Source organism: Variovorax paradoxus, assembly GCF_029919115.1.
Taxonomy (GTDB): Bacteria; Pseudomonadota; Gammaproteobacteria; order Burkholderiales; family Burkholderiaceae_C; genus Variovorax; species Variovorax paradoxus_O.
Window position 1 is genome coordinate 4,950,799 of record NZ_CP123990.1, and the last position, 17,509, is coordinate 4,968,307.

Sequence of the window (17,509 nt, forward strand, 5' to 3'; positions counted from 1 at the left end):
CGGCCGTGACTGCGCTGCGCACCTTTCTGCTGTCGTGCGCGGCTTTCTTTTTCTTCTGCCTTTGGGTTCAGCCTTTGCAGGCTGCAACGCTGGAGCTGCGCGATGCGGCGCAGTTGCCCATCGTGCTGGACGACAAGGTCGAGATACTCGAAGACCGGAAAGCAGAACTATCGCTCGAGGCGGTGGCCGCGCAAAACGGCAACCTCTCTGACGGGTTTGTGCCAGGCACGCGGGCACGCATGCGGCCGGGCTTCTCGAACTCGGTGTTCTGGCTGCGCTTTTCGGTGGTGAACGACAGCAGCGCCGTGCGCCCGCTGCGCTTGGTGCTGAACACGACGTGGCTGCAATACGTCGATTTTCATGTGCAGCGGGGCCCCATCGGCAAGACGCCCCCCGGAACCTGGGCGCATGAGGCCGCCGGTATCTCGATGCCCGACAACCGCAACCGCGGCGCCAACCGCGTGCCCACGCTTGCGCTGGAACTGCGGCCGCGCGAACATGCCACGGTACTTGTGCGAGTGCAGAGCCACAGCACCGTCAGGCTGGCGCCTGTGCTGCACAGTCCCGACACATGGCGTGAATACGAGACCAACCACGCGCTGGTCGATGGGTTGTTGATCGGCGGCCTGCTCGTGCTGGCGGTGTATTCGCTCGCGGTGTGGGGCATTTCGCGCAACGATGCATTGGGTTCGCAGAGTCTCGGATTCGCACTGGTCGCGCTCTACGAAGCCATCTACCGCGGCTATGCGCGGCTGCTGTTCTGGCCGGAGAGCACCGAATGGAGCTACCGCGCGGCGAGTTTCATTGCCGGCTGCTGCGTGCTGAACATGGTGCTGTACCTGCATGCGCTCTCGCGCGGCGGGCCGTTGCGCCAGCCGGGGCTTTACGTGCTGGTCGGGCTGACCGCGGCGCAGGCGTTGGTAACGCTCGGAACCCTGATCGGCAGCTATTCGCTTTTCGCCCAAGCGAGCCTCGTGAGTACGTTGGCGCTGGTGCTGGCATTGACGATCAGCAGCTTCGCCTACATGCGCCGGGCGGGGCCGGGCGGGCGGCTGGCTTTTCCGGTGATGGTCGTCGTCAGCCTGGGCGTGTGCCTGCGGCTCACCGAACTTTCTCCGCCCGAGCACGCCATTCCCGGCTTCGACGCCTACGTGCTGGGCTTTCCGGGCTTGCTGATCGGCCTTGTGGCGCTGGCGGCATGGACGCATCACCTTTCGCACCAGCGGCACTCGGCGCAGCGCAAGCTGGTCCAGTGGCAGGCGCACGAGCAGCAGCGGCTGCAGAACGAAGTGGCGCGCAAGACCCGCGCCCTCAACGCCGCGCTGGAGCAAGCCGAACAGCGCGCACGCGAGCAGACGCGGCTCATGGCCTACATCAGCCATGACCTGCGCGCACCGCTGGCCACCATCGTGGGCCATGCGCGCATGCTGCAGGGCAACCTGGCGCCGGCATCTCCGCCGCAGCTGCAGGCCATCGAACGCAGCGCAAACTACCAGCTCGCGCTGGTCGATGACCTGCTCGAATATGCCAAGGGCGAGTTGCTGCCGCTGGCATTGGACCCCAAGCCGGTTCGCCTGCCCGCGCTGATCGAAGACATCGCGCAGTACGCATCCGCGCTGGCGCAGCGCCGCAACAACCGCTTCATGCTCGAGATTCGCGGGCCCCTGCCTCCCGCCGTGCGCCTGGACAGCAAGCGCTTTCAGCAATTGCTGCTGAACCTGCTCTCGAATGCGGCCAAGTTCACGCACAAGGGACAGATGGGCCTGCGGGTGCGCGCCCAGCCCACCGAGCGCCGCCAATGGCGGCTGAGCCTGGAAGTCTGGGACAGCGGCATCGGCATCGACCGGGAGGACCAGCGGCGCGTGTTCCGCTCTTTCGAGCAGGCAGACCCATCCGCGGGCGGAAGCGGGCTGGGCCTGGCGATTGCGCGGCGCATCGTTCAGCGCATGGGCGGGGAGCTGCGGCTCGACAGCCGCCGCCACCTGGGCACGCGGCTGCGGTTTTCAGTCGTGGTCGACCCCGCATCGGAGGAAGAGGCCCCTGCCCCCATCGCGGAGGCCGTGCCGCCCGAACCGCATGCCCCGCTCGACACGCCGAGGCGCCAGGTACGGCCTGTGCCCGAAATTGCACCGCTCCCCCTCGGTGCGCGAAAAGAACTCGAGGTGCTGGCGCGTGACGGACGCTGGACGGACCTGCACGAATGGGCCGACCGGTTTGCGGCAGACCCGCGCCACGAGGCGCTGGTGAAGGCGGTGCGCCAGGCGTTGGAAAGCCTCGACTTCGATCACATCACCCATTTGGCGCGGGCAACACCCTGCGCGGCGGCGGACTGACTGAATCCCGAAGGCGTGCGCCGGGACGTCTGGCAGCGCCACCTTGCTTTTTCAGGACTTCTCCCAAGATTTCTCCCACTTCTTAAATGATAATGATTGTTATTTACCCTTCAGAGATAGCAATTGTTGAACTCAAGACTCAAGGAAATCGCCGCGGCCAGCGCACGCCTGGCGTCAGGCACCGCCGCCGCTCTCCCCTCCTTCAAGAACTCGACGCTCGGCCTGGGCACAGGCGCCGCCCTGCTGGTGCTGTGCGCAGCGGCCCCGGCTGGCCGGGCCTACGCGCAGGAGGCCGCCGACGGCAAGCCGGCCGCCGCGCTGCCGACCGTGACCGCTACCGCGGCGGAAGAAACCCCGCAGCACCTCGGCGCCAAGGTGAGCAGCGGCGCCCTCGGCGCGCGCACGCAGCTTGACACGCCGTTTTCAACCACCGTGGTCAAGAGCGAAGACCTGGCCGAGCGCCAGGTGTCGAAACTGGGCGACGTGTTTGCGTTGGACGCCTCGGTGTCCGACAACAGCGGCGCCTACAGCAGCTGGGCGAGCTACATCACCGTGCGCGGCCTGCCGCTGGACTGGCAGAACGGCTACCGCATGGACGGCAAGCCCTTTCTCAGCTACGCCATCACGCTGCCCTACGAGCACTTCGAGCAGATCGAGCTGCTGAAGGGATCATCGGGCTTCATGTACGGCTTCGGCTCCCCGGGCGGCATCGTCAACTACGTAACGAGGAAGCCGACCGACCAGCCGGTGCGCAGCATCGACATTGGCTACAAATCGAACAGCGTGTGGAGCGAGCATGCCGACCTGGGCGGGCGCTTTGGCACGGACGACCGGTTCGGCTACCGGCTCAATGCCACGCATGAAGAAGGCAAGGCTTTCAACGACGGCGGCATCCGCCGCGATTCGGTGTCGCTGGCGCTCGATGCCCGGCTGACGCGCGACCTGACCTGGAACTTCGACGCGCTCTACCAGAAGCGCAAGTCCACCGGACAGACCCCGTCGATCGCCACCAGCGCCTACACCGGCACGCGCCTGCCCGGGACGATTCGCGACAAGGACCAGACGCTGGTGGGGCCGGGCCAGCATCTCACCACCGACCTGCAGCTTTACTCGACCGGGCTGCAGTACAAGCTGACGCCCGACTGGACGCTGAGCACCAGCTACAGCCACAGCACTTCCAAGCGCAGCCGCAACGAAGGCATTCTTTACTTGCAGGACGCGAGCGGCAACTACGACGACTACCGCTCCGACACGCGCGAAGGCCATCGCTTCGACCAATGGCAGGCGATGGCCGAGGGCAAGCTGCGCACCGGCACCGTCGAGCACCAGGTCACGCTGGGCGCGTCGTGGCAGAAGCAGACCAACGACTACAGCAGCAACAGCATCTACCAGTGGATCGGCACCGGCAGCATCTTCAGGCAGAACACCAATGCCTACGCCAGCACGACCGACCTACTGATGTACCGCAACAGCGACATCACCCAGCGCGCCGTCTTCGCGAGCGACACCATGAAACTGTCGGACCGCTGGTCGGTGCTGGCCGGCCTGCGCAGCACCGACTACGAGCAAAGCGCCTACGGCACCGACGGCGTCAGGACCTCGGAGTACAAGAAGAAGGGCGTGATCACGCCGACGCTCGCGTTGATGTTCAAGCCCGCGCCCGACACCACGCTGTACACCAGCTATGTCGAGTCGCTCGAGCAGGGCAGCTCCGTCAGCAGCCTTTACGCCAACAACGGCGAGCTGCTCAAGCCATTGAAGAGCAAGCAGTACGAACTGGGCATCAAGACCGACCGCGAGCGCTGGAGCGCCACGGCCGCGCTGTTCCGCATCGAACGCGGCGCCGAGTACGCCAACAGCGCCAACGCGCTGGTGCAGGACGGCCGCTCGATCTACCAGGGCCTGGAATTCGCGGCCTCCACGCGCCTGGGTTCGCAGTGGCAAATCGGCGGCAACCTGATGTTCCTGGACACCTCGTACAAGCGCGGCATCAACAACATCGGCAATCGCGTGGCGGGTGCGCCGAACTTCGTGGCCACGGCGCAGGTGTCGTATGCGGTGCCGCAGGTGCCGGGCCTGAAGCTTTCGGCGGACGCCAAATACACGGGCAGCACCATGCTCAACGCGGCCAACCAGCTCAAGCTTCCGGGCTACGCTGTGGCCAACATCGGTGCGAGCTACGCCACGCGCATCAACGGCCATGACACCATCTTCCGCGTGGCGGTGAACAACCTCACGAACCGGCGCTACTGGGAATACCAGTACGACAACTACATCAAGCCCGGCGACCCGCGCACCTTCAGCGTGAGCGCCAAGCTGGACTTCTAGGCGCTGCCGCCACAGCTGGCCGCGGGGTCATTCCTGGCGGCAAGGCGGCGGATGCTAAATTGGACGGCCAGGATTGTGAAAACGCTGGATGAATTCACTCAACCTCGCGCTCTTCGACACACTCGCCGCCGGCTTCTCTCCTTCGCCCACGCTGCTGTGGTTCGCATCGGCGATTGCGCTGGGCTCGTCGTGGGCATGTGCCGCCGTTCTTGCATGGGCGGCATGGCGCCGCCCTCCGGAACGCGCTTGCGTGCTGGCCGTGCTGGCGGCCGGGGGCGCTGCTTCGCTGATCTCGCACGAGATCGCGGCTTCCGTCGGTATGCCACGCCCCTTCATGGTGGGACTGAGCCCCGCCCATGTGCCGCACGGCGTGCGTGCGGGCCTGCCCAGCACGCACGCCTCGGTGATGTTCACCATGGCTTTCATGCTGCTGCTGCAGCGCGGGCTGCGTGACGTGGGGCTGCTCGTTCTTGCCGTGGCCTCGGTCACGGCTTGGTCGCGCATTTATGCGGGCATCCATTTTCCGTTCGACATTGCGGCGGGTGCGCTGCTGGGCGCGTGCATCGCTGGAGTGCTGGTTGCACTTCATGCTGCGGGACGCAGGTTCGTCCGCACACCCACTGCCGCGCTGGCGTGGCCACTGCGCGCATTGGCAGCCGGCACCGCAGGGCCTTCGCTCGTGCTGGTGTTCGGCTTTGCCGCGGCATGGATCGGATTGAATACGCCCGGTTCGATCGGGCCGGCGGTCCTGGAGGAAAGCGGACCGGTCGAGAAGAGCACGGTTCTGCTGTACCTTGCCGCGGCGGCATGCCTGGCGGCGGTGCGGGTGGCGTCGCTGTCGCGGCTGGACAAGACGGCCCTCTGCATCGTGCTTGTTGCCTTTGCCGCGCGCGAAGCGGATGGGCACCTGGGGCACCACGGCAGCCTGGTCTTCGCGCCCATTGCCGTGGCCGGCGCATGGCTTGCAAGGCGCGCCTGGTCTTCGCGTGACGCGTTGCGCGCATGGTGGCAATGGCGGCCGGAAGCCACCACCCTGCTGACCTTTGCCGCAGTGATCGGGACCGCGATCGTTCTCGACCAGTTACCCGCGGTGCTTGCGGACCAGGACGCGTTGAGCGGGTCCACGGGCCTGTACCGCTACCTGGTGCTCAGCTTCGAGGAGGTTCTGGAGCTGGCGCTGCCGGTCCTCGCGTTGCTTGGCATCGTGCAGGCAAGGTGGGGCGGGACCCGGGGCGCCGGGCGTTCGGCACGCGCGGCGCTGTCCACGCCAGCCGGTTCATAGAATGCCGCATGGAAACCCGGCAGATGCGTTGTATCGTGGCGATCGCGGAGGCCGGCAGCCTTACCCGCGCCGCCGAAAATCTCGGCCTTGCGCAACCCGCGTTGACGCAGATGCTGAACCGGCTCGAAAGCGAAGTCGGCACCAAACTCTTCACGCGCACACGCCGCGGCGCCACCCTCACCGAGGCAGGGCTGGCCATCGTCGACGACCTGCGGGCCAGCCTTGCCTACGGTGATGCGGCGGCCGAACGCGTTCGCGCCATGGGCGCCGGACGCGCGGGCCGGCTGACCATCGGCTTTGTGACCCACGCGGTGTATGAAGTGCTGCCCCGCGCGCTGCGGCGGCTGCGCGAGGCCTATCCGCAGCTCGACATTTCTCTGCGCGAGATGAGCAACGCCGAGCAGGTCGAGGCGCTCGAGGGCGGCCGCATCGACATCGCGCTGCTGCATCCGCCCGTGGCCGTGAATGCGCGCGTACACGAGAAGCGGCTCGGCGAAGAACTGCTGGTGGCGGCCGTGCCCGCCTCGCATCAGATCGGGGCCGACGGCTGCGTTTCCCTGGCGGACATCGCCGCGCACGGGCTGGTGTGGTTTCCAAGCCTTCAGATGTCGGCATTGCGCACCCAGGTGCTGGCGGCTTTTCGCGCGGCCGGGCACGAGGTGCGCATCGTGCAGGACGCCAACCGCACGCTGACCGTGCTGTCTTGCGTGGCGGCGGGGCTGGGCTGGTCGCTGCTGCCGAGCTCGGTTCGCGCGCTCCGGCATGAAGGCGTGCGCTATGCCGAAGTGCGCGACGGCGCGGGGCTTCCGCCTTTCGAGCTTGCCGCGATGTGGCTCGCGCGGTCGCGCCCGGCCTTCGCGGACGCCTTCGCCGAGATGCTCGCCGCTTAATCCAGTTCGATCTTGTTGGTCTTGGCGACCTGGGTCCACTTGGCGATTTCGGCGCGCCGGAACGCATCGAGTTCGGCCGGATTGGAACCGATCACTTCGGCCCCCATGCCTTCAAGGCGCGCGCGGACTTCAGGGTCGCGCACCACGGCGGCCAGTTCCTTCGACAGCCTGTCGACCACGGCCGCGGGCGTTCCGGCGGGAACGAACACACCGTTCCACTCATAAACCTCGTAGCCCGCAAGCCCCGATTCGGCCACTGTCGGAATTTGCGGCATGACCGGCGAGCGCGCCTTGCCCGTGACCGCCAGCGCGCGCAGCTTGCCGCCCTGGATGTACTGCAGGCTCGACGCGAGGCTTGCGAAGAACACCGGCACCTGACCGGCCATGACATCGGTGAGCGCGGGACCGCCGCCCTTGTAGGCCACGTGCGTCATGCGCACGCCGGCCATGGCGCTGAAAAGCTCTGCCGAGAGGTGCTGCGCCGAGCCATTGCCGGAAGACGCATAGTTGATGTGCTCGGGCTTGACCTTTGCCTGTGCGATGAGATCCTTCACGCCCGTGATCGTCGCGGAGGGGTTGACCACGAGCACGTTGGGCACGCGGACCAGCAGCGAGACCGGCGCCAGATCGCGCAGCGTGTCGAACGGCATCTTGCTTCGCAGCGCGGGGTTCTGCGAATGGTTGGACGCGTCGAGCATGATCGTGTAGCCGTCGGCCGGGCTCTTGGCCACAAGGTCGCCGCCAATCGCGCCGCCCGCGCCGGCGCGGTTGTCGATCACCACCGGCTGCCCAAGCCGGGCCGAGAGCTTGGGCGCGATGACGCGCGCCACCACGTCGACCGTGCCGCCTGGCGGGTAGGTCACGATCATCTTCACCGGCTTTGCCGGCCACGCCTGCGCCGCGGCGCTCATCGCAGTGACGAGAAGTGCCGTGCCGACGCAGGCAGCCGGAATCCATGCGCGCAATGCGCTGTGTGCTTTCATGATGTCTCCTTGGAAAAACGGAACAGCGCCGCCGGGGTCTCGGCCAGGATGCAGCGCCGCGCTTCGGGGTCAGGAATCCACTCGTCCAGCACCGCCAGCGTGTGCGTGTAGCTCGTGTGTTCCCGGTGTTCGGTATGGGGCCAGTCGCTGCCCCACAGCAGGCGCTGCGGGCCCGCGGCGTCGAGCAGCGAGCGCGCGGCCCTGCGTGCGCCGGCGCCGGCAGGGTCGGGCCAGTTGCGGTAGGCGGCCGACAGCTTGACCCAGGTGCGGCCTTTTGCCGCCGCACGCAGGAGCCAGTCGAAACCGGCATCCGCAGCCGTGCTGCCACTGGGCCGCCCAAAATGATCGACAACGAGCCTGCAGCCGGCATCGAGCACCGGCTGGCCTGCCGCCGCCAAGTCGTGCGAAGGCCGGTGCACCTCGACATGCCAGTCGAGGCTTCGCACATGCTGCAGCAGGGCCTGCCACGCGGGCTGCGAAAAATCGGGCAGGGGCAGGCCCATGAGGTTGAGGCGGATGCCGCAGATGCCTGCGTCCGCAAGTGCGCGCAGTTCGGCAAGGGGCGTTTCGGGTGCGACCACGGCAACGCCGCGCAAGCGATCCGGGCAGGCGCGCAATGCGCCAAGCATGAAGCTGTTGTCGGTGCCCAGGAAGCTCGGCTGGACCAGCAGCGCATGCGAGATGCCGTGCGCATCCAGCAGGCCCAGGTATTCAGCAGGCGGGGCGTCGTAGTCCGGCGCGTGCCGGCGCTGCGGGGCGAGCGGCAGGCTGCTCAGGAAGACATGGGCATGACTGTCGACGGCACGCACGCCGCCGCCCGCTGCGGTGCGGGGTTGCAATGCTTCTTGCGGATACTTTGGCGTGAACAGGTGCGTCTCCTGAAGGGAGACGGAAGTATCGGCACGCAAGCGCGGGCACGGAATGCCTGCGCCTGTTGTTTAGTGATAACGGCAGCTTATGGAAGCGCCCTCGCGCATCCACGCCGAGGGCGATGCGTTCAGGGCTTCGGGTGGACTAACGGCCGCGCCTTCTGCATAAAGACCTTGTGCAGCGCATCGAGTTCTTCCAGGTCGCGCTGCAGCGCCGCTTTGTCATACGGCCTGCCTGCGGCGATGTCGGTCATCCACCGGTCGTATTTGTCTCGCTGGCTGCGCCACTCTTCGTACGCAACGCGCAGCTCGTCCCATTGAACAGTCATGGCGGCAAGAGCAAGCCCGGTCAGGCGTGCGCGTGGGCGTCGGCAAAGAGCCGGACCATTTCGCGGTCGAACGCCGGAAGGTCTTTCGGGCTGCGGCTGGTCACCAGATTGCCGTCGACCACCACTTCGTTGTCCACCCACTTGGCGCCGGCGTTCTTGAGGTCGGTGCGCAGCGAAGGCCATGAGGTCATCGTGCGGGCCTCCACCCCCTTGGCCTCGATGAGGGTCCACGGGCCGTGGCAGATGGCGGCAATCGGCTTGTGGGCCTTGACGAAGTCCTGCACGAAAACCACTGCCTGCTCGTTGATGCGCAGTGCGTCCGGGCTCATCACGCCGCCGGGCAGCAGCAGCGCGTCGAACTCGTGCGCGGCCGCCTGCGCAAGCGGGATGTCGACGGTGAAGGTATCGGCTGGGTCGCCGTGCCTGGAGCCGCGCACGCGGTCGTTCTTGGGCGACACGATCTTCGTCTTGGCCCCTGCCGCCTCAAGGGTCTTGCGCGGGTCGGTCATTTCGGATTGCTCGAACCCATCGGTGACGAGAATCGCGACCTTCATTCCTTCGAGCTGGCGCTTGTTCATGTCGATTCCTTTCGTTGGTTGATTGGTGCGCAGTGACCAAGCAATCCAAACTACAGGCCCCTGCGCATCGACCGGTCGGCACGCGTCGGTTCACCGTGTCGGACAAACCGCGCTGCCGCAGATTTGGAGCGCACAGCAAAAAGCCCCTGTAGCAGAAACTGCTACAGGGGCTTATGTTTGGCGGAGTGGACGGGACTCGAACCCGCGACCCCCGGCGTGACAGGCCGGTATTCTAACCAACTGAACTACCACTCCTGGTAGACAACGTTCACTCCTTGCGGAGCCGAGTGTTGACAACTCGTGCCGGCTTCACTTGCATGAAACTGGCGACCCTACGGGGATTCGAACCCCGGTAGCCACCGTGAAAGGGTGGTGTCCTAGGCCTCTAGACGATAGGGTCAAAACCTTAGGAACCGTGCTGCGATCAGCACTTATCTTCTTCTCGACACTTTGATGGTGGAGGTAAACGGGATCGAACCGATGACCTCTTGCATGCCATGCAAGCGCTCTCCCAGCTGAGCTATACCCCCGTGTGGGTGTCGAGCCTCGAATTATAGACCGAAAAATCAGGCCCTTTTCAGACGCTCCACAACTTTTTCACGAGAAAAAATTGCGAGCACCGAATCGAGGGATGGCGTCTGCGGTGTTCCCATCACGAGGACGCGAACCGGCATGGCCAACACAGGCATTTTCACAGAATGTGCGGCCAGAACTTCCTTGATGGCCGCGGCGATCGAAACTTTTTCCCACGGCACGCTAGCGAGCTTCTCGGCGAGCGTGGCAATGACGGGCTTCACCGCCTCGGTGACGTGCTGCGTGCGGTCGGCTTCGCTCGGCGTCACGTCCGTGTAGAACGCGGCGGCCCAGTCGGCCAGGGCCACCGTGGTTTCGCAGCGGTCCTTGAAGAGCGCGCAGATCGCAGCAAGGCGATCGTCGGCCTCGATGCCGCGCTTCTTCAGCTGCGCAGCCACCAGCGGTGCGAGCTCTGCATCGGCCTTGGCCTTGATGTACTGCGCATTGACCCACGCAAGCTTGGCGGCGTCCCATTGCGCGGGGCTCTTGGAGAGGTGCGAACCGTCGAACCAGCTCACCATCTGCTCGCGCGTGAAGAGCTCGTCGTCTCCATGGCTCCAGCCGAGCCGCGCGAGGTAGTTGAGCATGGCTTCGGGCAGGTAGCCGTTCTCTTCATACGCGGTCACGCTCACGGCGCCGCGGCGCTTGGAGAGCTTTTGCCCGTCGTCGCCCAGGATGACCGGCACGTGGCCGAACTGCGGCAGCGGCGCACCCAGTGCGCGAAAGATGTTGATCTGCCACGGCGTGTTGTTGATGTGCTCGTCGCCGCGGAACACATGCGTGATGTTCATGTCCCAGTCGTCGACCACCACAGCAAAGTTGTAGGTGGGCACACCGTCGGGCCGCAAGATGATGAGGTCGTCGATCTCGCGGTTGTTGATGGTGATCTCGCCCTTGACGAGGTCGTTCCAGGTCACGTCGCCTTCGGGCGGATTGCAAAAGCGCACCACCGGCGGCACGCCTTCGGGCACGGGAGGCAGCACCTTGCCGGGCTCGGGGCGCCAGCGGCGGTCGTACAGCGTCTTTTCGCCGCGCGCGCGTTGCGCCTCGCGCATTTCATCGAGCTCGGCCGGCGTGCAGTAGCAGTAATAGGCCGTGCCGGCCGCAAGCATCTGAGCAATGACTTCGCGGTAGCGCTCCAGGCGCTGCATCTGGTAGATCGGGCCTTCGTCGTAGTCGAGGCCGAGCCAGTGCATCGAAGCCAGGATCTGGTCGGTCGAGTCCTGCGTGGAGCGGGCCACGTCGGTGTCTTCGATGCGCAGCACAAATTCGCCGCCATGGTGGCGCGCGTAGGCCCACGAATAGAGCGCGGTGCGCGCGGTGCCCAGGTGGAGAAACCCGGTGGGAGACGGAGCGATGCGGGTGCGAACTTTGCCGGTCATGTGAACGATCAGGATTTCAGGGAGCCAAGGCCGCGAAGCAGGTCGGCCTTGATGTCGTCGATGTACTCGAGGCCCACCGCCACGCGGATGAGCCCCTGGCTGATGCCGGCGGCTTGGCGCTGCACTTCGGTCAAGCGGCCATGCGAGGTGGTGCCGGGGTGCGTGATGATGGTCTTGGTGTCGCCCAGGTTGGTGGCAATGCTCACCACGCGCGTACTGTTGATCACGTGGAAGGCATTGGCGCGCGCCGTTTCGGGGTCGTTGCCGACCACGTCGAACGACACTACCGCCCCGCCCTGCCCCGACTGCTGGCGCATGGCCAGTTCATGCTGGGGATGCGAGGCAAGGCCGGGGTAGTAGACGCGCGCAACGCCGGGCTGCGTTTCGAGCCACTGCGCCACCGCCAGCGCATTGGCGCACTGCGCCTGCATGCGAATGCCGAGCGTTTCCAGCCCCTTGAGCACCACCCACGCATTGAACGGCGACAGCGCCATGCCGGCAGTGCGAACCACGGGCCCGAACACATCGACGATGAGCTTCGACGGACCGCAGATCGCACCGGCCATCACACGGCCCTGGCCGTCGAGATACTTGGTGCCCGAATGAATGACGAGGTCGGCGCCCAGTTCGGTCGGGCGCTGCAGCACGGGCGTGCAAAAGCAGTTGTCGACCGCGAGCAGCGCGCCGGCGCCGTGCGCCAAGTCGGCCAGCGCGCGGATGTCGCACACCTCGGTCAGCGGATTGGTCGGCGTTTCGGCGAACAGCAGCTTGGTGTTGGGCTTCAGGGCCGCGCGCCATTCGGCCACGTCGGTCTGCGAGACAAAAGTGGTCTCGACGCCGAACTTGGCGAACTCCTTGCCGAACAGGTTGAGCGTGGAGCCGAACACCGAGCGCGAGCAGATCACATGGTCGCCCGCCTTCAGCAGGCCCATGCACATCATGAGGATGGCACCCATGCCGGTGGAGGCGCCGATGGCGGCCTCCGTGCCTTCCATGGCCGCAAGCCGCTGCTCGAAGCTGGTGACCGTGGGGTTGGAGGTGCGCGAGTAGGTAAAGCCCGCTTCGGTGCCGGCAAAGCGCCGCGCCGACGTTTCTGCATCGGGCTGCACGAAGCCGCTGGTCAGGAACAGCGCTTCGGAATGCTCGCTGTGCTGGCTGGGCGCCAGCGCGGTGCGCAGCGCGAGCGTGTCGCGGTGCAGTCCGGGCGGCAGGGTTCGTTCTTCGGTCAATTCAGCTCTCACTCGCTGTGATTGGGAAGCGCAAGGCGCGACGAATCTTCTTCGGTCTCTTCGATGCGCGGGCGGTTGCCGTTCATGCGCGAGATGGCTTCGGTGTCGATGTCGCCGGTCACGTACACGCCGTCGAAGCAGGAGGCATCGAAGCCGCTCAGCTTGGGGTTGAGCGAGCCGATGGCGCGCTTCATGGCATCGACGTCCTGGTAGATCAGCGCGTCGCAGCCGATCAGTTCGCGGATCTCCTCGACCGTGCGGTCGTGCGCCACCAGCTCGTCCTTGGTGGGCATGTCGATGCCGTAGACGTTGGGATAGCGCACCGGCGGTGCGGCGCTGGCGAGGTAGACCTTGCGTGCGCCGGCATCGCGGGCCATCTGCACGATTTCGCGGCTGGTGGTGCCGCGCACGATCGAGTCGTCGACCAGCAGCACGTTGCGGCCCTTGAACTCGCTGCCGATCACGTTGAGCTTCTGGCGCACCGACTTCTTGCGCACACCCTGCCCCGGCATGATGAAGGTGCGGCCCACGTAGCGGTTCTTCACGAAGCCTTCGCGGTACGGCACGCCCAGCAGGTGCGCGAGTTGCGTGGCGCTCGGGCGGCTCGATTCGGGGATCGGAATGATCACGTCGATCTGGTTCGGCGGCACGGTGGACACCACGCGCTTGGCCAGCGTTTCGCCGAGATTGAGGCGAGCCTGGTACACCGAAATGCCGTCGAGCACCGAGTCCGGACGCGCCAGGTACACGAATTCGAAGATGCAGGGGTTCAGCGTGGGCGCTTCGGCGCACTGCATCGAGTGCACCTTGCCTTGCAAGTCGATGAACACCGCTTCGCCGGGCTCGATATTGCGTTCGAACACATGGCCCGAACCTTCGAGCGCCACGGATTCGCTGGCCACCATCACGGTGCCGTCGGCGCTGCGGCCCATGCAGAGCGGGCGAATGCCGTACGGATCGCGGAAAGCGAGCAGCCCATGGCCGGCGATCAGCGACACCACGGCATACGAGCCGCGCAGGCGCTTGTGCATGTTCTTGACCGAGGCAAACACTTCGGCCGGATTCAGCGGCACGCCGCGCGATGCGCGCTCGAGCTCGTGAGCGAGCACGTTGAGCAGCACTTCGGAGTCGCTCTCGGTGTTGGTGTGGCGGTGGTCGGTGGAGAACAGTTCCGCGCGCAGCGCATGCGCGTTGGTGAGGTTGCCGTTGTGCACCAGCACGATGCCGAAGGGCGCGTTCACGTAGAAGGGCTGCGCCTCTTCCTCGCTGTAGGCATTGCCAGCGGTCGGGTAGCGCACCTGGCCCAGTCCCACGCTGCCGGGCAGCGCGCGCATGTTGCGGGTGCGGAACACGTCGCGCACCATGCCCTTGGCCTTGTGCATGAAGAACTTGCGTTCGAGCAGGGTCACGATGCCGGCCGCGTCCTGGCCGCGATGCTGCAGCAGCAGCAAGGCGTCATAGAGCAGCTGATTGACGGGTGCGTTGCTGACAACGCCGACGATTCCACACATGAACGATTCCTCTCAGGGCAGGTAGCTTGCCAACTTTTCAGGCAACGCGGGTTTCAGGCCCTGCAATGCCGCATCGAGAACAATGGCGCTGTGCGATTCGTGCCACCAGGCACTGTCGCTCAACGCCAGCAAATGAACAATGACCGCCAGCACGAGCAGGGCAACCGCACCCCGCGCCGCTCCGAAGGCCCCACCCAATATCCGATCCACCGGCCGGAGGCCGACAGCCGCAATCAGCTTTCGCGTCAGCGCGGCCACCAGGCCCACGCCGAACGCCACCGCCACGAACACCAGCACAAAGGCCAGCGGATAACGCCAGGTGGCCTGCGGGTCGCCGAACGGCAGCCATGCCGCCACGTCCGACGCCAGCCACTGGGCGGCAATGAAGGCCGCCACCCAACCCGCCAGCGAAATCACTTCGAACACCAGGCCCCGCCACAGGCCGAACAGCATCGACACCACGATGAGCGTGACGGCAATCCAGTCGAGCAAGGCCACGGCAGCGAGCGATGGCTACTACAACGTGAGGATGGCGGCCGACAAAGACAAGCCCTTGACCTTATCCGCGGCCTTGTCCGCCTCGGCGCGCGAGCTGAACGGGCCGACACGCACACGCGTGCGCTCGCCGTCGGCCGTCTTGGCCACGTGCACATAGGTCTTGAGGCCCGCCTTCTCGAGTTTCTGCCGCACCTCGCGTGCCTTGTCGGCATCTGCAAAGGCACCGACCTGCACCACGAAGCGGCCGGCGTCTTCAGCTGCGGCGGGCTTGGTGCTGGTATTGGAAGGCTTGCCTTCGAGCAGGGCGCGCGCGCGATTGCCGTCGTCTGCCGTCGAGGCCGGCTTGGGCGCCGCTGGCTTGGGCTCGGGTTTGGCTTCCGGCTTGGCTTCGGGCTTGGGCTTCGGCTCGGGTTTAGGTTCAGGCTTTGGCTCGGGCTTGCGCTCCGGCTTTGGCTCGGCCGCGGGCTTGGCGGGGGCCGTGGCGGCCGGCGGCGTGCTTGGCGCCGGCTTGCTCGCGTCGATTTCGGTGCCGTCGGCGGTTTCGGTGATCATGCCGCCCGAGGACGATGGCGCCGTAGCAACGCGCGCGCCGCCATCGGCCGCGCCCGTGGATGTGGCAGGCGCCGGGGTAGCGGGCACCGGCAATGGCTTGACCTTGTTGCGGTCTGGAATTTCGATGGGAATGTCGACCGACACAGGCCGCGGCTGGGTGTCGAACAGCAGCGGAAAGCCGATCACGCCAAGCAGCACCAGGACGGCCGCGCCCACCAGCCGGTGCCGCGCGCGGCGGCGCATGGTTTCTACACTTTCCGCGGGAACAGCCGCGGGTGCGCTGCGTCCTTCGTTGCCTTGCTGGCCGCGCGTGCGGAACTTGAAAAACGCCATGAAGTTCGATCCCTGGAGGAGTGCAGCGAGGTGGTGCCAGATGGTGCGGACGGTTCGGCGATCAGCCGCCGGGCAGCAGGTGTTTGGCTTGCAGCCGCGGAGTGCCGTGCTCCAGCACGCCACCCACGGTGAAGAACGATCCGAAGACCACGATTCTATCAGCGGGGTCTGCGTGCTCGATGGCTGCGCGCAGTGCCTCCATCGGCCCTGCGTGCACGCTGCCGGAGACGTCGGTGCGCGTGTTCTGCGCCTGCCAGCTGGCGAGCAGATCGCTCGCCTTGGCGGCGCGCGGCGTCGGCAGATCGGTGAAGTACCAACGATCGATCATCGGCCCGATGCGCGCGAGGATGGGGGCCAGGTCCTTGTCGGCCATGACACCGAACACCCCATGCGTGGTGGGATAGAACCCCATCGCGTCGAGGTTCTCGGCCAGTGCCGCAACCGCATGCGCGTTGTGCGCCACGTCGAGCACCAGCGCGGGCTCGCCCGGAACAATCTGGAAGCGGCCGGGCAGCTCGACCATGGCAAGCCCCGTGCGCACCGCCTGCGCGGTAATGGGCAATTGCTGCCGCAACGCCTCGAGCGCCGCGAGCACACCCGCGGCATTGAGCAACTGGTTGGCGCCGCGCAGCGCCGGGTAGGCCAGCCCGCTGTAGCGCCTGCCGCGGCCCGACCAGCCCCACTGCTGCTTGTCGCCGGACACGTTGAAGTCGTGCCCGAAGCGCCACAGGTCGGCGCCGATGGCAGTTGCGTGGTCGATCACGCTTTGCGGCGGCATGGGGTCGCTCACGATGGCGGGCTTGCCCGGGCGCAGGATGCCGGCCTTCTCGAAGCCGATGCTTTCGCGGTCGGGCCCCAGGTAGTCCATGTGGTCGAGGTCGATGCTGGTGATGACCGCGCAATCGGTGTCGATGATGTTGACCGCGTCGAGCCGGCCGCCAAGCCCCACTTCGAGAACGGCCACGTCGGGCTTTTCTTCGATCATGCAGCGCAGGATGCCGAGCGTGGTGAATTCGAAGTACGTCAGGGCCATGTCGCCCCTGGCTGCCTCAACCACCTCGAAGTTTGCTATCAGTTTGGAAGCATCGACCGCCTCGCCCGCCAGTCGCAGACGTTCTTCGAAGCGCACGAGGTGCGGCGACGTGAAAACCGCCGTGCGGTAGCCCGCGTGCGTGAGGATCGATTCGAGCATGGCGCAGGTCGAGCCCTTGCCGTTGGTGCCGGCCACGGTGATGACCGGGCAGTCGAAGCGCAGGCCCATCCGGGCCGCCATTTCCTTCGCGCGCTCGAGGCCGAGCTCGATGTTCTTCGGATGAAGTTGCTCGGCGCGTGCGAGCCAGTCGTTAAGGGTTTCCATGGAGCCCGGCATTGTCGCCGACCCGGAACGCGCGGGCCGCGCCAAGTTTTATCGGCATCATTGGCGTCCATGACAACCCTTTACGGCATTCCCAATTGCGACACCGTCAAGCGCGCCCGTGCGTGGCTGGACGAACACGGCGTCGCCTACACCTTTCACGACTTCAAGAAGCAGGGCGTACCCGAGGCAGAACTCGACCAGTGGCTCCAGAAGCCGGGCTGGGAGGCGTTGGTCAACCGCCGCGGCACCACGTGGCGCAAGCTCGATGAAGCCGAACAGAACGCGGTGGTCGACGCGGCCTCCGCCCGGGCGGTGCTGCTGGCCAACCCGAGCCTCATCAAGCGGCCGGTGGTCAACTGGGGCGCCAAAACCGGCGTTACGACAGGGTTCGACGCGCAAGCCTGGGCTGCCGCTGTGAACGCCGTGTAAACGCCGGAACCCTGCCCTGCCGGCCAGCCTCCAACCCCGATCTGCAGGAGAGA

General features: G+C 66.2%; 15 protein-coding genes and 3 tRNA genes. 5 read left to right on the forward strand and 13 right to left on the reverse strand.

Annotation, left to right across the window (positions count from 1 at the left end; translation table 11 throughout):
• Nucleotides 1-5 precede the first annotated feature (5 nt).
• The 4 genes from QHG62_RS23665 to QHG62_RS23680 all read left to right on the forward strand — a co-directional run bounded on the left by QHG62_RS23665 (nucleotide 6) and on the right by QHG62_RS23680 (nucleotide 6,833).
• A complete protein-coding gene (locus QHG62_RS23665; protein WP_281148064.1) occupies nucleotides 6-2,333 on the forward strand; it encodes a sensor histidine kinase in 2,328 nt (775 codons plus the stop codon).
• Between the two features lie 222 nt (nucleotides 2,334-2,555).
• Nucleotides 2,556-4,661, forward strand: a complete 2,106-nt coding sequence (locus tag QHG62_RS23670) for a TonB-dependent siderophore receptor (protein ID WP_432445629.1) — start codon at nucleotides 2,556-2,558, stop codon at nucleotides 4,659-4,661.
• 88 nt (nucleotides 4,662-4,749) lie between these two features.
• A complete protein-coding gene (locus QHG62_RS23675; RefSeq protein WP_281148066.1) occupies nucleotides 4,750-5,943 on the forward strand; it encodes a phosphatase PAP2 family protein in 1,194 nt (397 codons plus the stop codon).
• 8 nt (nucleotides 5,944-5,951) lie between these two features.
• The gene (locus QHG62_RS23680; RefSeq protein WP_281148067.1) at nucleotides 5,952-6,833 is read left to right on the forward strand and encodes a LysR family transcriptional regulator; all 882 of its coding nucleotides are present in this window, start codon (nucleotides 5,952-5,954) and stop codon (nucleotides 6,831-6,833) included.
• On the opposite strand, the gene QHG62_RS23685 is transcribed toward QHG62_RS23680, so the two are convergent.
• The 13 genes from QHG62_RS23685 to folC form a co-directional block, all read right to left on the reverse strand.
• Nucleotides 6,830-7,816 carry a tripartite tricarboxylate transporter substrate binding protein gene (locus QHG62_RS23685; protein ID WP_281148068.1) on the reverse strand — a complete coding sequence of 329 codons (987 nt, stop codon included), beginning with the start codon at nucleotides 7,814-7,816 and terminating at the stop codon, nucleotides 6,830-6,832. The genes QHG62_RS23680 and QHG62_RS23685 overlap by 4 nt on opposite strands.
• Nucleotides 7,813-8,655: an amidohydrolase family protein gene (locus QHG62_RS23690; RefSeq protein WP_281148069.1), complete on the reverse strand. Its 843-nt coding sequence runs from the start codon at nucleotides 8,653-8,655 to the stop codon at nucleotides 7,813-7,815. The genes QHG62_RS23685 and QHG62_RS23690 overlap by 4 nt, the downstream gene beginning before the upstream one ends.
• Nucleotides 8,656-8,813: 158 nt before the next feature.
• Nucleotides 8,814-9,014: a hypothetical protein gene (locus QHG62_RS23695; protein ID WP_281148070.1), complete on the reverse strand. Its 201-nt coding sequence runs from the start codon at nucleotides 9,012-9,014 to the stop codon at nucleotides 8,814-8,816.
• 20 nt (nucleotides 9,015-9,034) lie between these two features.
• Complete coding sequence (locus tag QHG62_RS23700) at nucleotides 9,035-9,592, reverse strand: type 1 glutamine amidotransferase domain-containing protein (RefSeq protein WP_281148071.1); 558 nt, start codon at nucleotides 9,590-9,592, stop codon at nucleotides 9,035-9,037.
• Between the two features lie 178 nt (nucleotides 9,593-9,770).
• Nucleotides 9,771-9,847: transfer RNA gene (locus QHG62_RS23705), tRNA-Asp, on the reverse strand.
• Between the two features lie 69 nt (nucleotides 9,848-9,916).
• A tRNA-Glu gene (locus QHG62_RS23710) sits at nucleotides 9,917-9,992 on the reverse strand.
• A 54-nt stretch (nucleotides 9,993-10,046) separates the two neighbouring features.
• A tRNA-Ala gene (locus tag QHG62_RS23715) sits at nucleotides 10,047-10,122 on the reverse strand.
• 36 nt (nucleotides 10,123-10,158) lie between these two features.
• A complete protein-coding gene (gltX, locus tag QHG62_RS23720; RefSeq protein WP_281148072.1) occupies nucleotides 10,159-11,547 on the reverse strand; it encodes a glutamate--tRNA ligase in 1,389 nt (462 codons plus the stop codon).
• Nucleotides 11,548-11,555: 8 nt separating this feature from the next.
• Entirely contained in the window at nucleotides 11,556-12,776 is a 1,221-nt protein-coding gene (locus QHG62_RS23725; protein WP_281148073.1) for an O-succinylhomoserine sulfhydrylase, read from the reverse strand.
• Between the two features lie 8 nt (nucleotides 12,777-12,784).
• Nucleotides 12,785-14,287 (reverse strand): amidophosphoribosyltransferase, encoded by a 1,503-nt coding sequence (gene purF / locus QHG62_RS23730; protein WP_281148074.1) that lies wholly within the window; start codon nucleotides 14,285-14,287, stop codon nucleotides 12,785-12,787.
• Between the two features lie 12 nt (nucleotides 14,288-14,299).
• Nucleotides 14,300-14,785: a CvpA family protein gene (locus tag QHG62_RS23735; RefSeq protein WP_281148075.1), complete on the reverse strand. Its 486-nt coding sequence runs from the start codon at nucleotides 14,783-14,785 to the stop codon at nucleotides 14,300-14,302.
• Nucleotides 14,786-14,803: 18 nt separating this feature from the next.
• The gene (locus QHG62_RS23740) at nucleotides 14,804-15,670 is read right to left on the reverse strand and encodes an SPOR domain-containing protein (RefSeq protein WP_281148076.1); all 867 of its coding nucleotides are present in this window, start codon (nucleotides 15,668-15,670) and stop codon (nucleotides 14,804-14,806) included.
• 61 nt (nucleotides 15,671-15,731) lie between these two features.
• Entirely contained in the window at nucleotides 15,732-17,039 is a 1,308-nt protein-coding gene (gene folC, locus QHG62_RS23745) for a bifunctional tetrahydrofolate synthase/dihydrofolate synthase (RefSeq protein ID WP_281148077.1), read from the reverse strand.
• Between the two features lie 57 nt (nucleotides 17,040-17,096).
• Between folC and QHG62_RS23750 the strand changes: the two genes are divergently transcribed.
• Entirely contained in the window at nucleotides 17,097-17,456 is a 360-nt protein-coding gene (locus QHG62_RS23750; protein ID WP_281148078.1) for an ArsC family reductase, read from the forward strand.
• Nucleotides 17,457-17,509: the final 53 nt, after the last annotated feature.

Coding starts and splice junctions, on each gene's coding strand:
- QHG62_RS23700 (WP_281148071.1), bottom strand. CDS start 9,592: ATGAACAAGCGCCAGCTCGAAGGAATGAAGGTCGCGATTCTCGTCACC.
- purF (WP_281148074.1), bottom strand. CDS start 14,287: ATGTGTGGAATCGTCGGCGTTGTCAGCAACGCACCCGTCAATCAGCTG.
- folC (WP_281148077.1), bottom strand. CDS start 17,039: ATGCCGGGCTCCATGGAAACCCTTAACGACTGGCTCGCACGCGCCGAG.
- QHG62_RS23675 (WP_281148066.1), top strand. CDS start 4,750: ATGAATTCACTCAACCTCGCGCTCTTCGACACACTCGCCGCCGGCTTC.
- QHG62_RS23685 (WP_281148068.1), bottom strand. CDS start 7,816: ATGAAAGCACACAGCGCATTGCGCGCATGGATTCCGGCTGCCTGCGTC.
- QHG62_RS23680 (WP_281148067.1), top strand. CDS start 5,952: ATGGAAACCCGGCAGATGCGTTGTATCGTGGCGATCGCGGAGGCCGGC.
- QHG62_RS23750 (WP_281148078.1), top strand. CDS start 17,097: ATGACAACCCTTTACGGCATTCCCAATTGCGACACCGTCAAGCGCGCC.
- QHG62_RS23740 (WP_281148076.1), bottom strand. CDS start 15,670: ATGGCGTTTTTCAAGTTCCGCACGCGCGGCCAGCAAGGCAACGAAGGA.
- gltX (WP_281148072.1), bottom strand. CDS start 11,547: ATGACCGGCAAAGTTCGCACCCGCATCGCTCCGTCTCCCACCGGGTTT.
- QHG62_RS23695 (WP_281148070.1), bottom strand. CDS start 9,014: ATGACTGTTCAATGGGACGAGCTGCGCGTTGCGTACGAAGAGTGGCGC.